Origin of the sequence: Dapis brunnea BLCC-M229, assembly GCF_050015995.1 — a bacterium.
Taxonomy (GTDB): domain Bacteria; phylum Cyanobacteriota; class Cyanobacteriia; order Cyanobacteriales; family Microcoleaceae; genus Trichodesmium.
The window spans coordinates 12,628-29,368 of record NZ_JBNHEP010000062.1 but is presented as its reverse complement, the minus strand read 5'-3'; the positions used below and the strand labels follow the sequence as shown (position 1 = coordinate 29,368).

General features: G+C 34.6%; 7 protein-coding genes and 2 pseudogenes. 5 read left to right on the top strand and 4 right to left on the bottom strand.

Features of this window, described 5'->3' with window-relative positions; all coding sequences use genetic code 11:
- The first annotated feature begins 240 nt into the window (after positions 1–240).
- Complete coding sequence (locus tag ACP6PM_RS07190) at positions 241–2,679, top strand: sulfotransferase domain-containing protein (RefSeq protein ID WP_426583180.1); 2,439 nt, start codon at positions 241–243, stop codon at positions 2,677–2,679.
- A 1,854-nt stretch (positions 2,680–4,533) separates the two neighbouring features.
- On the opposite strand, the gene ACP6PM_RS07185 is transcribed toward ACP6PM_RS07190, so the two are convergent.
- Positions 4,534–4,659, bottom strand: a complete 126-nt coding sequence (locus tag ACP6PM_RS07185; RefSeq protein ID WP_426583178.1) for a hypothetical protein — start codon at positions 4,657–4,659, stop codon at positions 4,534–4,536.
- Positions 4,660–5,708: 1,049 nt separating this feature from the next.
- Between ACP6PM_RS07185 and ACP6PM_RS07180 the strand changes: the two genes are divergently transcribed.
- The 3 genes from ACP6PM_RS07180 (at position 5,709) to ACP6PM_RS07170 (ending at position 10,320) form a co-directional block, all read left to right on the top strand.
- On the top strand, positions 5,709–6,407 hold the full coding sequence (locus ACP6PM_RS07180; protein WP_426583176.1) for a class I SAM-dependent methyltransferase: 699 nt from the start codon (positions 5,709–5,711) through the stop codon (positions 6,405–6,407).
- A 283-nt stretch (positions 6,408–6,690) separates the two neighbouring features.
- Positions 6,691–7,962 (top strand): glycosyltransferase family 4 protein, encoded by a 1,272-nt coding sequence (locus ACP6PM_RS07175; RefSeq protein ID WP_426583174.1) that lies wholly within the window; start codon positions 6,691–6,693, stop codon positions 7,960–7,962.
- Positions 7,963–8,283: 321 nt separating this feature from the next.
- Positions 8,284–10,320, top strand: a complete 2,037-nt coding sequence (locus ACP6PM_RS07170; protein WP_426583172.1) for a calcium-binding protein — start codon at positions 8,284–8,286, stop codon at positions 10,318–10,320.
- A 589-nt stretch (positions 10,321–10,909) separates the two neighbouring features.
- Here ACP6PM_RS07170 and ACP6PM_RS07165 read toward each other — a convergent pair.
- Positions 10,910–11,257: pseudogene (locus ACP6PM_RS07165) on the bottom strand (IS1634 family transposase); the annotation flags it as partial.
- Between the two features lie 93 nt (positions 11,258–11,350).
- Here ACP6PM_RS07165 and ACP6PM_RS07160 point away from each other — a divergent pair.
- A pseudogene (locus ACP6PM_RS07160) lies at positions 11,351–11,594 on the top strand (IS701-like element ISPlag1 family transposase); the annotation flags it as partial.
- Positions 11,595–12,587: 993 nt separating this feature from the next.
- Here the strand turns inward: ACP6PM_RS07160 and ACP6PM_RS07155 are convergent.
- The gene (locus tag ACP6PM_RS07155) at positions 12,588–13,514 is read right to left on the bottom strand and encodes a calcium-binding protein (RefSeq protein ID WP_426583171.1); all 927 of its coding nucleotides are present in this window, start codon (positions 13,512–13,514) and stop codon (positions 12,588–12,590) included.
- A 1,042-nt stretch (positions 13,515–14,556) separates the two neighbouring features.
- Complete coding sequence (locus ACP6PM_RS07150) at positions 14,557–16,251, bottom strand: methyltransferase domain-containing protein (RefSeq protein ID WP_426583169.1); 1,695 nt, start codon at positions 16,249–16,251, stop codon at positions 14,557–14,559.
- Positions 16,252–16,741: the final 490 nt, after the last annotated feature.

The following is a 16,741-nucleotide window of genomic DNA, read 5'->3' as shown; positions in this document are numbered from 1 at the left end:
GTGCCCTCTGCCTTCTGCCTTGCCTTCATAAATATCGGTTCTTTCTAAACCGGATTTAGTATTATTTATCTTATCATGCCTATAATTCCCATTTCTCCTGACTAATGACTGTTGATTCCTTATCGAAAAATTAAGGTATAAAGCCTCTCTATTCATGGATAAAAAAGAAAAAAATTCCTTTTAGCCAATTAATTATTAATTGTTAATTATTAATTATTAATTATTTAATACTCCCTAATTATGTCAGAAAAAAGTTTAGATAATCAAAGTCAAGCGCAAAAATATTGGAAAGATAATCCCAAAGCAGCTTTAGTAAGTAGCAATAGATGGATATCTAATTTAGTTATTGAAAAAGCTATTAATAAAAGAATATCTGGTGGTAAAACAGAAAAATATTGGCTTGCTTGGTTGATAGAAGACTTTTTTGCTGGCAGAAAATTTGATAGTTTATTGTCTATTGGTTGTGGGGTTGGTAATCACGAAATACTAATGGCTCAGTTAGACTTTGCTAAGAATATTGATGCTTTTGATTTTTCTGAATCAGCTTTAGAAATTGCTAGAAGAGATGCTGAAAAGGCTGGAGTTAAAATTAATTTCTATCAAGATGATTTTAATACTTTTACTATTAAAGAAAATAAAAAATATGACTTAATAATGTGTTTGGGTTCTTTACATCATGTGAAAGAATTGGAACACTGTTTATCAACTATAAGAAATCATCTCAAACCTCAAGGATATGTAATATTAAATGAGTATGTTGGTGATTGCTACAACATTTATGAAAAGCCTCAATTAGATTTAATTAATCGTATATATAATTGCTTTGATGATAGTCTTAAGTCTATAAAAATTTCAAAATATAAAAGCCCAACTATTGAAGATGTATTTGCAGTAGACCCCTCAGAAGCAGTACGTTCAAAACTTATATTATCCTTCATTAAATATTATTTTCATGTAGAAGTTTTAAACGAATACGGGGGAGGATTAATTCACGAATTATACCAACTATTAGATAGTAATCAATTTTCTCCTGGAGATCCTAAAGGAGACACAATAATTAGACTATTATTGGAAATTGAAGAAATTCTTATGGAAATTCCAGGAGGATTAAAAAGTGATTTTTGTGTATCTATTCTCCGACATAAAAATTTTACTCCCCTTCCAGAAAAACCTAACTTTTTAATAATTGGAGCGCAGAAATGTGGGGTGAATTATTTACATAAATATCTTTTTCACCATCCTCAAGTAATAGCTCCTAAACAACCATCATTACACTTTTTTGACTTGAATTTTCATCAAGGAATAAATTGGTATCAAGCTCAATTTGAAAATACAAAAAATAGTAATTTAATTACAGGAGAATCAACTCCTTACTATTTATTTCATCCTCTTGTTCCTGAAAGAGTTTACAATTTATATCCTCATATCAAGTTAATTGTTATACTGAGAAATCCCATAGATAGAGCAATTCAACATTATCAACATGAAGTTAAATTAGGGTATGAATCTCTGAGTTTGAAAGAGGCGATCGCTCAAGAATCTAATCGTCTAGAAGGTGAATTATCTAAAATTATAGAAACAGAAACATATTCTAGTTTTAACCATCAACACTATACATATTTATCTCGTGGTAGATACATTGAGCAACTTGAGAATTGGATGAAATTTTTCCCCAGAGAACAACTTTTAATCTTGGAAACAGAAGACTTATTCGAGCGTCCTCAAGCAACAATGAATAAAGTATTTAATTTTCTAAACTTGCAACCAAAATCTGTATATTATTCTCTCAATATTGAGCAGGAAACAAAAATTGATATTGACTCAGAAATATATCAGAACTTAATTGAATACTTTCAACCATATAATCAAAAATTAAATGAATATATTGGCATCAACTTTAACAAAAAAGAGCGCAATCCTATCCACAGAAAAATAAACAATAACAAACCTCATTTTTTGATAATTGGAGCACAGAAATGTGGTACTAATTCCTTATACAGCTATTTAACTCAACATCCTTTAATTGCTCCATCTTTACAACATGAGATTCATTATTTTGACTTGAATTTTGACAAAGATTTAAAATGGTATGAATCACAATTTTCCGAATTAGAATCAGGAATGATTACTGGAGAATCAAGTCCTTACTATTTATTTCATCCTCTTGTTCCTGAAAGAGTTTTTGAGAAATATCCTCAGATGAAACTAATTGTTCTTTTAAGGAACCCAGCAGAAAGAGCTATTTCTCATTACTACCATGAAGTCAGATTAGGATATGAATCTTTAAGTTTGAAAGAGGCGATCGCTGCCGAAAAAAATCGGTTGAAGGGAGAAGTTGATAAAATTATAGAAACAGGAACATATTACAGTTTTAACCATCAACATTATACATATAGAGCAAGAGGAATATATATTGAGCAACTCCAAAATTGGATGAGCTTTTTTCCCAAAGAACAATTTCTCATCCTCAAAAGTGAAGACTTATTTAGTCGCCCCCAACAAACTATGAACAAAGTATTTCAATTTTTGGAACTACCTGCACATTCTTCAGAAAAATATCTTCAATATAATTCTGGAAATTACTCACAACCTAGTGAAGAAATATATCAGGAATTAGTAGATTTTTTTCAACCATATAATCAAAAATTAACTGAAGATATGAGAATTAATTTAGGCTAAATTCAAGAAGATAATTAAATTAAAATAATTCTGGGAATTACTAACAATATAGTGAAAAATATATCAGGAATTAGTAGATTTTTTCCAACCATGCAATCAAAAATTAGTGAATATGCTTAAATTAACTTAAAGTGGTAAATTTATCAATTTGATAACTCAATTTTTGCCACAAGCAGAGTATAATAAACGTTGTACATAAATATATTCATATATAGTCAAATAATTTCAAATGTCTAAGTATTTGACAAAATTTAATAACTCTCGACCTTATGTTTAATGGTATAATGAAATTAGCGCTTAATTCAAGACAAATAATCAGAAAAACTCATCAATGTTCAGAGCATTTAGTAATTTTAACTCCTTGATTTATGAAATTAGTTGAGAGACATATCCCATACAAAAAATAATCCGTTTTATCCGGAAATTGACCGACTGTGTTTCTTGTCTAAAAATCTCTTAAACTCATGCTAATTACTTAGTGCGTCAGTCTTGGATATTTGAAAAGATAAATCTATCCTATTATGACTTGCTGGGTACACTCTCTACTCAATCAGACTATCAAGCAATGCCAGCTAAAGTATCTCAACAAATATTGATGATACTAGATAGAAACACCTTATGACTTGCTGCATACACTCTCTACTCAATCAGACTATCAAGCAATGCCAGCTAAAGTATCTCAACAAATATTGATGACACTAGATAGAAACACCGAAAAGCTTTTTAACAGCTAACGAAGTTTATAAACAGAACTCATCAAAGTTTCAATCTCGTCCTCGTCTTCCTAGATATAAAAATAAAATAACTGGAAGAAATATTGTAGTTTATATCACACAAGCCATCAGCAAGAGGCAATTAAAACAAAGAATTATTAATCTAAGTAAAACTGGGATTTATCTAAAAACATTAGTACCTACTTCATAAATTAAACAAGTTCGTCTAGTCCCTAGACTTAGAGACTGTTTGTAAAATAAGTATTAAGAGAACATGCGAGTGACTAAAATCTAAAAGCGGTAATACTTCAAGAGATTGAAATTTGGTAGGTAGAGAAGTATTCAGTACATATATTCCTAGATTTTTAAGCGACAAATATTTGTCTTGATTTCTTCCTCCTTATTCCCTATTCCCTATTCCCTATTCCCTGTTCCCTGTTCCCTGTTCCCTGTTCCCTGTTCCCTATCTCCTTTTTATATTTCCTTTACAAACAATCTCTTAACCATTATGCAATAGAGGTAATTTATGAAGCGACGGAAAAACAATACGAGCTAGAAAAAAATCGTTGTGCAAGTATTGATATAGGATTAAACAACTTAGCTACATTAACTTTTAATCAAGCCAACATAAAACCCAAGAGTGATAAATGGCAGACCGTTAAAATCTATCAATCAATACTATAAAAACAATACTATAAAAAAATTAAGAGCTTCCTACAATCTCAACTCCTGGAAAATCAATCAAGTCTCAGGCAGAAAAAACTTATGTTAAAAAGAGAATTTGCTCATCAATGATTATCTCCACAAATCATCTCGTTTGATTATTGATACTCTAATTAATCAGATGCAGAGGAACATTGATAATAGGTCAAAATGAAGAGTGGAAGCAGAAGATAAACTTAGGGAAAAGAAATAATCACGCATTTTGTATCTGTTCCCTATAATAAGTTAATTGAAATGTTATCTTATAAACCTCAGATGGTAGGGATAAATGTAATTATTACAGAATCCTCCCGAAAATTAACTAACTTTCCCACCTATCAAAAATATAGATATAGTCATTTCAGTTTAGATTGAGACGACCGTTTCTGGCTGTGAAAGGGTTTCAAGCGAAAAAGTGTTTCATTCTTATTTGAAATGACTATAACTGCCAAATTTTTCCCATCATCGAATCTTTCCATCCATTGCTCCTAAGTAGAAAACCGCCAACATTTTCATTTTCTGAAGCTTCTGAAAAATTCTTCAACGCAGGAATTTTCAGTTGCATCCTCGCAAAAATTCTGATATTATAGAAAAAAGTTGGGGTTCTTCGTCTGTACGCATGATTTTTTATTCAACGCAATCCCTCAGGTTTCAGGGCAAACGCATCTAATTTGCGTATTCCTGTATATAGTGTTTTTAAAATTAAATGCACACTATATGTGGAAAGTATATTCTCAACAAGCGCAATAAACCGGGGTTTATTGATAATTACCCCCAATTTATTGACAAGATGCGTTTGCCCTGCCTCAGGTTTTAGAAAGAAAAATCAATCTCAAAGATATCAAATGGGTTCTATAAGTAGGGCTTGCTGAATAAAGCTAAAAGTTAGGATAGCTTAGAGTAATGGAGCTTTTTATATTAAGTTGATCTCCAAGTTTATGGCTATTATTGCCCTCAAAATACTGAAATTTTCTGCTGAAATTCAAGAAAATTTATTCACATAAAATGGCCGAAACCGTTGCCTGTTCCCCCGCGTCTGTGCGTCCCCGTGTCCTACCCCCACCAACCAATTTTTTCAGCAAACCCTAAGTAGGTAGGTATGATCGAACAGAAGTTATGTTTAGTTTGGTAAAATCATCAGAAATAACCTATTTATCGATCTATTTATGACATAGATTGATTTTTTAATACTCACCCTTATTTAATATTGATAAATTAGTATTTTCCTATCCTACTAAAGAATTTTCATGTGTATAATTAAACTGCTAATCCAAACTTTCTCTACTTTTTTCAAGTATACTTAATTTTGATTCTTTTTTGCTCCCTGTCTCCTAAAACTTATAAATTTGTACTTTACTCAAACCTCAGAATTGGTATCTTAACTAAGAAACTTACAAAAGAAAACCATATTATATAACATGATGATTAATTATCAAGTAGAATGTCAAGTAGACAAATATTACTCTCATTAAACCTTTTATAAGGTCAAGTTTATTTGATTTTTTTATGCTTCCTATTCCATCAAACCTGAGAATTTGTCTATAGCAATCCGCGCTTATGTTGTAATATCTTATCATAGGGTTTTGGTCACAAATCATTATACAGATATATAACATGACTATTGATTACGAAAAAGCATGGGAAGACTATGCAAAAAAATGGCAAGAACATTACCCAGAATTAACCCATGTAGGTGATGAATGGATAGGCAAAGCAGCCGGAGCAGCAAACTCATTAGTAGAGTATGAAAAATTAATAGAAGAAAAATTTATCGTACCTTATGTCAAACCCAAAGATACAGTATTAGAAATAGGAATTGGTGGGGGAAGAACCGCAGCATTGTTACTCAAATATTGCCAAAAATTAATATGTGCTGATATTTCCAATTCCATGTTAAATGCTACTAAAAATAGACTTGGTGAAGATAGAATAAAATTTGTAAAACTTGACGGAATAACATTAAATGAAATTGAATCACAAGTAGCAGATATTTGCTTTTGCTATGACACAATGGTGCATTTAGAACCCAGAGATATTTTTAACTACCTAACTAAAATCCCTGCCAAATTAAAAGGGCAAAAACTTTGCATATTTCACCACACAAATACTCTCAGCAATCTAGGTTGGGAAAGATTTCTCAAAGATTGGGATAAAAATCTTATGGGTAAACGAAATGGCACTGCCCACTCAGTAATGACAGACACAATAATGAAAAAATTTCTCTCCCATCTTAACTACCAAATTATTTATAAAGATACTAACTCAGTTCCCAGAGATTGTGTTTGGATTTGTCAAGCACCTGACAATAATTAATAATTAACAATTAATAATTAATTATTAAGGGAATAGCAAAAAATAAATTATCCAATTTTTGAACTAAATCTGGAAAGTTTCGCTGACTCTATTCCCTACTCCCTCAATTCAGAGTCATTGTATCAGGACTTACACATAAACACTATATACAGTGTTCAAAAACTCTAACGTTATAGATATGTAGTGTTTAGAACTCAAAAATGCGTAAATCCTGTATATATTTTTTTATTTGGAAGTCCCTAACTAATTTAGTATTAAACCACAATCACCAATCACTAAACTTATGAAAGCCTTATTTCTGCACCCGAATTTTCCTGCCCAATATCGTCATATTATTACCGCTTTAGGAGCTAACCCAGAAAATAAAGTCGTCTTCGGTACAAAAAACGAACGGCCAGAATGGAAAATACCAGGAGTTTATAAAGCACTATTCAACCCCAGTCGCGAACCCCGCCCAGAAACCCACCATTATGTTCGCCCTCTAGAAAGTGCAGTAATTTATGGACAAGCCGTATTTAGAATGGCAGAACAACTCAAGGCCCAGGGATTTGTGCCAGACGTAATTTGCGGTCACTCTGGGTGGGGACCAACCCTATTTGTCAAAGAAGCATTTCCGGGAACTCCCCTCCTATGCTACTTTGAATGGTTCTATCATTCTCAGGGTTCCGATGCAGATTTTGACCCCGCAGAACCCCTAACAATAGATGACATGGCCAGAATCAGGGTAAAAAATGCCCCCATATTAATAGACTTGTACTCTTGTGATTGGGGATTATCTCCCACATATTGGCAACGTTCTCAATTTCCCCCAGAACTTCAAACCAAACTATCCGTACTCCACGATGGAGTAGATACCGAATATTTCAAACCAGATCCCGGCGCCAAACTGGTACTGCCCAATCTAGACTTATCTGGAGTAGATGAACTGGTGACCTATGTAGCGCGAGGAATGGAACCCTACCGCGGTTTTCCAGAATTTATCGAAGCGATCGCCTATCTCCAAGAAAGAAGGCCAAACTGTCATGTAATAGTAGTAGGTTCCGAAAGAGTTTGCTATGGTAAATCTTTGCCCAATGGTAAAACTTATAAACAAGAGATGCTAGAAAAAATCCCTTTGGACTTATCACGAGTTCATTTTGTTGGCTCATTGCCCTATGGACTATATTTGAAAGTCATTCAAGCATCGGATGTTCACATTTACTTAACCAGACCTTTTGTGCTCTCATGGTCAATGATTGAATCCCTATCTACTGGCTGTTTAATTGTAGGTTCAGACACAGCACCAGTCAGGGAAATTATTCAAGATGGGGAAAATGGCCTATTAGTAGACTTCTTCTCTCCCAAGCAAATAGCTGACCGTGTTGATGAAGTTTTAGATCACCCAACTCGCATGGCAGAAATAAGGAAAAAAGCACGCCAAACTGTATTAGAACGTTATGCTTTACCAGATTTATTAGGAAAACATTTAGAACTAATTAATCAAGTTGCCAATCGTACCCTCACACCAACTATAGGTACAGAGACAAAACAATCTCCAACCTTCTCCAAGTTCTAGCTATCTTCAAAATTGACCTATCTGGGAACCTAAAATTAATTAATCCCGTCCTCGGATAATGTTCAGAATATAATCAATCATTAAAAAATATGCTGCCTGAGAATAAAGACTTTGTTGTACTTCAAAGTCAATAATGCTAAACTCACAGGCAAATCATAATTAGGCCCATTTTGGGCTAATAATTTTTGTAGTTAAAAGGCTAGACTTATTCTAGATAAACAGGTTAAACTACAGCCGAATATAAAATTAGTTGTGTTCTAAGTAGTATAACCAAATAGAACAATTCACCATAAATTTATAGATGTAGAGGAGTGAAACGGTATGGTAACACTAACTGAGGGAGATGATATCTTCAATCAGGACGATGCAGGAAATCAGAAACCTGATACAATTGAAGCTCTTGGTGGAGATGACCTAATATTGACTTCTACCCTAGGAGGTAGTCTAGTTCAAGGTGGAGATGGAAACGATAGTTTGGTGTCCAGAGGCCCATCTGGCCTTAATAATTCTGGTCAAGCTGACACTCTTGAAGGTGGGAATGGAAATGATTCCCTGGAATTCCAAGCTGCAGCAGGTTTTGGATTTGGAGATGCAGACAATGATACTTTAGTAGCTATTTCCCGAACAAGCCTTTATGGAGGTGATGGGGATGACTTTATACGAGGTTTGATTGGAGATAACTGGTTCTCTGCCAATCGAGGTAATGATATCCTACTTGTAGGTGCAAGAGACAGTATCTATGGTGGTAGGGGATCTGACACTATCAGTGTATTTACTCCGGAAGTATTAGATGTACTAGACTTCGATGCCTTACCAACATTTACAGGTGATACAGGTCAAGACGAGAACTTTATATCTGCAAACCGAGACGCAGATTTAGTTGTTGGTTTTGGCGATCGCGATAGTATATATGGTGGTAGAGATGCTGATACATTATATTCTTTAGGCAGCCAAGTTCGTGTAAGCGGAGATCGAGCTGATGATATAATCATTAACTTGAATCAGGAAAGGACAGGTACTCCAGTTGATTCTGAGGCTATAGTTTTAGTTCCAATAGAAAGGTCTACTCTACTAGGTGGTGAAGGTAATGATTTTATTCAAGGTGCGGTAGGATCATTCGGTGATGGTAGAAATTCTTTAGATGGTGGAGCTGGCGACGATACTCTTCAAGGTCAAGCTGCCAGGGATACCTTGAGTGGTGGTGAAGGAGATGACTTCATTGTTACAGAGTTACTGGAAGAAAATGAGGGTAAATTTAGCCCTAATGGTGTAGCAGTTGAAACTGCAGGTTTTTCTGGTCAAAACAGACTAGATGGAGGAGAAGGTAACGATACTATAGAAGCAGGCTTTATCACAGATACCATGATTGGTGGTGTGGGCAATGATAGCCTGAGTGGTATTTTTAATCGCGTCGATGGTGGTATTGGCAACGACACTATTGATGCTACAGGCATCAGTACCGATGCTTCGGGTGGTGCTGCTATTGAAGTTACTCTGATTGGTGGTGCAGGTAATGACAGACTTTTGGGTAGTTCAAACCCAGGTGTATCGAACTTCTTTGATGGTGGTACAGGCAATGACTTTATCCAGTTTGGTGGAACTAGCGATCAATTAATAGGTAATACGCAAGGTAATGATACTGTCATAGCAGCTCAGGGTGGAGGTACAGCAACTTTCCTCATAGAAGATACTCAAGGTAATAACACCTTAAGTGGTGGTGATGGAAATGACACCCTAGTTACTGGAGCTGGTAATGACTCCATTGTTGGTGGTACTACAGATGAAACAGGAAACGATAGTATTGTTGCTGGTGCAGGGGATGACATTATATTTGGCCGTGGTGGCACAGATACTATTCTCGGTGGTGGAGGTGACGACTATATCGCAGCAGGTCTTAATGGTACGGGCGACTCATTAATTGGTGGTGAAGGAGACGATAGCTTTGTTTATTTTGCTGTTGAGGACGAGGTTACTGAAAATAGTGTTATCGTAGATTTCGATCCTGCTGACGACCGAATACTACTTCTGGATGATGGATTTAATTTAGCTAATTCAAGCGAAGGCTCAGTTATAGCCACTGCTGATTTTGTTCTTGTTGACGCAGGCGATAACTATGAAAATAGCTTTGCTCGAGGTACAACTCCTGTAATTATCTACGAACGTAACCCAGTAGCCGATCCTAGTGCTGAAGTACCCGACGGAGAAAGCCCAATTCTAGTTGGTTCTGGTTTATTAAAGTACGATCCTAGTGGTAGTGGTAGTCCTAGTGACGATCCTAATGATTTAAGTGATGTTGTTACTATTGCTCGCCTCAACGGTACTCCAAATCTACTTCAAAGCGATATTTTAATCATCTAATCATCTATATATTTAGAAAAAAATATGAGGTTGTGATTTATTTTTAATCACTCCTCTTTTTTTGTCTTAATTAGCGGGACTTACACAAAAAAGTAGCAAAAAATAGGCTCAAATATAGACAGCTAGAGGTTTTTACGTCGAAAAGGTATAATTCCTTTATTACCAAGGGTTTTAGCCATTTTTAGAGCTTTGACGTAATTCCCTTGTCTAGACTGACTTTCAAGCATTTTTCTGCCCATAAATTGTGTAAGTCCCATTAGGCTTTACTGAATAAAACCAAGCGTGAAAAACGAATAATAAGTGTGATTAAAAGACTTTACAGCCCACATTCCGCACTTCAAAATGTAGTAAAAAATAGCATAAAGGAGCGATATAGCTATCGCACTTGCTCCGCTAACGAGATTAATTAAATTTAAAAAAGAAAAATTGGTGTGGCTAGAACATTCAAAAGAAAAAGCAGCTTGGGTTAGGCATGAGAAAAATGCTCCAACTCAAGATATGACAAATAGGTTTGAGTTGGATCCCAACTCCATTAAATTAAAAGCCTTTGGGAATTGAAAAAGAACTAGCGAGAGAACCATTGTTTTCCCTAAATAAGGAGATAATAACCCTGAAAAGATTCGGGAAAAAACTTTAATACATCTAATCGTTCATTGGTTAAATTAGATGTCTATTTAATTCCCTGAATAACGAAGACGTGAACGGATTGAAAACATTGAAATATCCATGGTAGAGTCGGTCTATCTGTAAGGCGACCTAACTGGTTTTTAACTCCAGTTTTCATCCTTTTTAAAGTTTGACGAAGTTCTCGTTGTCCCAAGGTATAAACTAATAAACAGAAACCCATAATTAATCCCAAAGCTTCAATACGTTTTGGAGATTTAAGAAAGACGCTATCAATTAAAAACATCGGATATTTAAGGAAACTAAAACCTCTTAATTCCATCATAAATTGTTTTAAATCTGGCCGATGTTCATTAATGGATAATGGATAATTTATAATTACCTCTGGTTAAAACAGACAGGATTGAATATATGGAAAATAGAAGAATTTCACGCCAGAATTAAGCAATTAACAGGACTTGAGTTTTGCCAATGTCGTCGTGCAAAAATTCAAATAAATCATATTGCTTGTGCTATGTTAGTCTGGAATCATTTGAAAAAAATACCAAATCTATACGGGAAAAACTATATATCAATTGAAACATCAATTATTATCCAAATATCTAGTATCTGAACTCAAATATCCGACAATTAAAATGACAGTTGTTTAAGTTTTTATGGAATTGAATAGAATCAGCAAGGCTAGGCGATCGCTATGATTTTTTAAGCGTTAGCGGAGCTTTGCGCCAGCAATCGCCTAAATTAGTAGACTCTATATGTATATGTAGTATCTTTGCGTAAGTCCTGTTGAAATAACTTAGGATTTTTACTAATAATATTTTTTCAATTTTTTTGCCATACCAGTATTAATCTCTAATTATAGCGGTTTTCCAAAATGTTGACTACAAAACTTCTGCCTCTCTTGGTGCGCATTCCCTCTCTTGGTCAGCATTCCCTTGCGCCTGTGGGCGACGCGGGGTCTGACCGCTTGCGACTTGCCTCTTGCAGAGGAGCTGCCTCTTGCCTCCTTCGGAGGAGCTGCGCTAACAGAGGAGCTGCCTCTTGCAGAGGAGCTTCGCTAACACTAACGCTTTTCATGTCGCGAAGCGAAACGTCGTCGCGGGGTCGCACCGCTTGCGCAAGACGCACCCCGCGGTATCTGACCGCTTGCGTCTGTCGCCCCCCGCGGTATCGCCCCCCTTCTCTTCTGCCCTCAGCATAAGTGCCTTTAAGCCAAAATCTCTGTATTCTATGTTAATCAAAAGCGCTATAATTGTGTTGACGGAGGAATTGCGGCAGCTATATCGCTCTCTATATGCTATTTTTGTACTGCATTTTGAAGTGCTGAATGTGGGTTATAAAGCCTCTCCATTCATTGAGAAAAAGCGGTTGTTTTGCTGACTCACTTTCCTATCGGAATGCTTTTCATGTCGCGTAGCGAAACGCAAACGCACTTTACTAGCGCACAACTTCGCACTTCGGTGACTCGCCGACTTGAATTGCGGAGTGGCTATACCAGAGGGCGTTTCCCTTCCCTCCAGTCACGAGGAGAACGCCATATTCAATCGACCAACAGAAGAAAAAAAATTCCTTTAAGCCAATCTTTCTATTACAGAATAGGTAATTATTAATTATTAGTTGTTTTGGCTGTCACCGATCTGTTTTTATTTTTCTTTCTTGACTTTATTTTTAGCTTCAGTCTGAGTTTTTTCTTTACCCTGAACTTGTTTTTCCCATAGTGGAATTTGATTACCAATTAAACTCAAAAATACAGTACCAAAATGCTGAATTTCCAGAAAACTAGCATGAGCGGCAGCAGGTTTATAAACTCGAAAAGTCTTCATCACTCCTAGAGTGGCAGCACTTTCTAAAGGACCAATAAAACTTGTATCTCTATCTAAAAAATAAGGTTTACTAACCCATTCCGCCATTTGTTCAGCATTCAAAAAATAACAACCAGAATGGGGGTTAAGAGTTCTGTGAAAAGCAATAACTTTCTCCATAACTTTCCCCTTAAGCTGAGATTGCTCTTGAATATTTTGAAATTTAGCTGTTATTTCTGGTCTTAAATTTCCATCTATATAAGCTTTTGGTACAGTTCCCAAAGGTGAAAGTTCATAACGATTAGGTTGAAGTAAATTACCATTTCCTGTATGGTGATTAAACCATTTTAATTTCACAAAGAACCAAGGGTCGTGTAGAACTAAATCATCTTCTAAATAACAATAATAATCATACTTTCCCAAACATGATTTGAGTACCGCTTGACATTCAAATCCTAATAACATAGGTTCCACATTAGTGTTGTGGTGCATCAGAAAATCTGACGACAAAGGAATTTGAGATAATAGGTGAAAACCTTTGGTTGTACAAACAATAATATCAAGATCGTGACCGTTACCTTGATTGGCAGGAATAGCTTCATGTCTGCCAATATCAATCATATACTGAGATTTATCATATAGGGTGCGTAATGCAGTTAAACAGGTGGTTAAAGCTATACGTCGTGTTTGTGGGTCTTTGCGTAAGGAAGCATGTTGTCCGCTACCTTCAGGGTTAAAGAAATGAGCAATTGTAAATAATATTCGCATTGTTAATTGTTATCAAATAAATCGGTAAATAGGGAAGAGGAAACAAGGAAATTTACTAACTTTATTCTATCAGTATGATGGTTTTATGTAAAATTGAACCAGGAGTCAGAAGTCAGAATTAATCAGTGCTGGATCTGGATATCTAGACTAGCTTTCCTTCAGTATTCTCCACGAATACCAATTCTCAAAATTCCGAAAAAGTATAGCAATACTTGGAAGTTGGAAAAAAATCATGTTCATTCATCACATAAGTTGCAAAATATCGAGTATTCACTCCAACAAATAATATTTATAAATATCAAATCAAAGTATAGCAAAATTCATGGTAATTAGTGTCATTCAATAGCGATCGGGAATAAGAATTTTATTACTTACATAATTTAGAAAGATTCTGGTTTAATCTATTTAAGCTTTGCTTTTTAACTTCTGTATTTTATTTCATCCTCAATCTTATATTTAGGATTGAAAGAGAGATTAAACCAATTTATACTCTTGCACAGAAACCAGCTATATCTACCAGTTATACATAATTCAATTTTGAATTATGTTCGTTGCCAAACTTACGCCTCTTCTACCTCAATTTTTTCTTGATAATACTTCAATTTTTTCATTATTTTACTCTATAAAACCAGCCACGATCAATGTTTACTACAAATAGGAAATCTTGATTATAACTTCTTCCTTATTGTCTAAAATTATTGATATAATTGAGCAATAAAATCTATAACTTTTATGTTTTTTTCTTCTTTATTCCTTCTTCCTTACCGAAAAATTAAGATTTTAAGCCTCTTATTTCAGTGAAAAAAAATTTCCTGTTAACCAATCCTTCTATTACAGAAAAGGTAATTATTCATTATTAATTGTTTTCTGTTTGCCATGCGTAGCATTCATGTCGCGCAGCAAAACGGCTGTCGCCGACATGAAAGTTATTAATTATTGAACTATACCATTTGTAACATTCTTTTTTCATGCTTGATATAAGTTGGCAATTTAATACGGAAATATACTAATTTTTCCTGAAAATTACCCGATTTTTTCATCATCAATCAAAAAGTTCTGGAACACGATTTTTTAACTCTTTATTTAAACGTGGTAATTCATCTCGCATTTGTAGATACCAATCTCGACGCTGACGATAATATTGACAAAATAAACGATTATTTTTTACCCAATTATAAGCATTAATTACTATTTTTTGCCGTATATCTTGATCGATTATAAGTTGTCTAAATTTTCTGGCAAAGTCTGACAGAGAATAATAAATTAAACCTGTTTCACCATCAACAATTGAATTTTGGTAAACTGTTGGACTGGCAAGCACAGCAACTCCATAACCTGCACATTCAAGAAACTTTAAGTCGGATTTCATTTGATTAATTTGATTTTCATTTAAAGGCAATAAACCAATATCGCAACTACCAAGAATTTGCAGGTACTTATCATAACTACAAAATGGATAAAATTCTTTATTGGCTGTATTTAAGCTTTCAAAAAATAACTCATCATGGATTACCTTTACCCTAATTTTATCCTGATAATCTGACAAAATTTGATTAATTATTGGCATAATTTCTTTCCAGTCTGCTTCCCTATTGACAGCTCCGAAAAATATGCTAAGATAATTATTATGGGAATAGGCGTGCTCAGATAGGGGTAGTATTCTGGCCAACTGATTCTGAAAAACTACAACGTTAGAGTTATATTGTTGTAAAAATTTAGCTAGAGACTCAGTAGAAGTTTGAACACAGTGACAGCCACGATAACTAAGATAATTATTTTCCCCATATTCAGGACGACGTAACGGATTATCATCAATTTCAGCTACTATCAGATAATTCTTTTCCAGCAAAGACTTAATTTTATAGAAGTCAGAAGGATAATTTAAAATTGTACGTTGCCAAATAAACACCTTTTCCTCTTCAGACAACCCCACATTCAAATCAGCAGTTTTAACAGTAGAAATAGTTCTGACTCCAGGAATAGTAGCACTAAACTTATCAGGTTCCCAAACTCTGAGAGTACCACAAACTTTTGGGTCCATAATTATTGTTTGAATTAACAATCTCCGGGGTGGGATAGTAGAGTTGGTAGCTCGTACAATGAAATATTCAGCAGCCGTCTGAGTAGCAAACTTTTTTCCGTCTAAACCCAAAGCATCAACCAGAGTTTGGGTAACTTGGAGAAACTTTTCAAACTCCTCTCCCTTTTCCCCACGAGTTTGTACTTCATATATTTGTAAACCTGCTGTAGCAAAACATGATTTGAGACTTTCCAGACTAAACCAATGTCGAATCATTTCCGAAATTTCCCAGTTACCTTTTAGCAAATTAATAATTCTGCGCCAATACCGTACATTTGCTATTATTGCCAATACTTGAGCATCATCTTTTAACCAAGTTTGAGAGTATTTCAAAACTTCAGTTGGGTCAGCGATCGCCATTAAATTTAAACCATAAATCAGACAGTCTACTGTTTTTGGAGAGATATTTAAAGTAGAAATATTTTCTGGTATATTTCCCACTAAAATTATATCTACTTGTGCAGCAGCATTTTTAGCAAACTCTGGATTAGATTCAATGCCAATATAATGACAATGAGGATTAATTTGTTTATATTGAGAAGCGATTGTGCCATTACCACAACCTAACTCTAAAACAACTTTAGCATCGGCGGGAATAAATTTGAGTAATTCTTGGTGAACAGAAGTTTCTGAAAAATAAAATTTAGCTGGAGTCATTAGGTCTGATTGAAAGTTTTCCTGATGGTGAAATAAATTTCTTACCCATTATCCATTATATGTATAAAGGTATTTGTTAATTATTGAATAAAAATCAGTCTATTTTCTGAAGCAAACTACCAATCATCAACAAGTGATGGTCAGAGAAACTCTGAGGTAACTAAAATTTTGCCCAGAAAACATGAGTGGAAGTCAGATAATCTCAGGTCTACTTCAGAAAATCAACAACTTATTCAGATTTATCCGATACATCTATATATAGATAGTCAATTTTCGAGATAATTTCTCACCATCAAAAATTCAGTTACTCAGAAATAAATTTGAGCAAAGCATCCATCATATCCATATATTTAACCTCTGACTCTCATCAGGGAAAAAATTAGTAGACTTGCCGAAGCAACCCATCCATAATTAACAAATCACAGTCAGAGAAATTCTGAGGTAACTAAAATTTTGCCCAGAAAACATGAGTGGAAGTCAGATAATCTCA

What these genes read in the sequence shown, in the direction of transcription:
- ACP6PM_RS07170 (WP_426583172.1), top strand. Translation starts at nt 8,284, where the DNA reads ATGGTAACACTAACTGAGGGAGATGATATCTTCAATCAGGACGATGCA.
- ACP6PM_RS07150 (WP_426583169.1), bottom strand. Translation starts at nt 16,251, where the DNA reads ATGACTCCAGCTAAATTTTATTTTTCAGAAACTTCTGTTCACCAAGAA.
- ACP6PM_RS07185 (WP_426583178.1), bottom strand. Translation starts at nt 4,659, where the DNA reads ATGCAACTGAAAATTCCTGCGTTGAAGAATTTTTCAGAAGCTTCAGAA.
- ACP6PM_RS07190 (WP_426583180.1), top strand. Translation starts at nt 241, where the DNA reads ATGTCAGAAAAAAGTTTAGATAATCAAAGTCAAGCGCAAAAATATTGG.
- ACP6PM_RS07175 (WP_426583174.1), top strand. Translation starts at nt 6,691, where the DNA reads ATGAAAGCCTTATTTCTGCACCCGAATTTTCCTGCCCAATATCGTCAT.
- ACP6PM_RS07155 (WP_426583171.1), bottom strand. Translation starts at nt 13,514, where the DNA reads ATGCGAATATTATTTACAATTGCTCATTTCTTTAACCCTGAAGGTAGC.
- ACP6PM_RS07180 (WP_426583176.1), top strand. Translation starts at nt 5,709, where the DNA reads ATGACTATTGATTACGAAAAAGCATGGGAAGACTATGCAAAAAAATGG.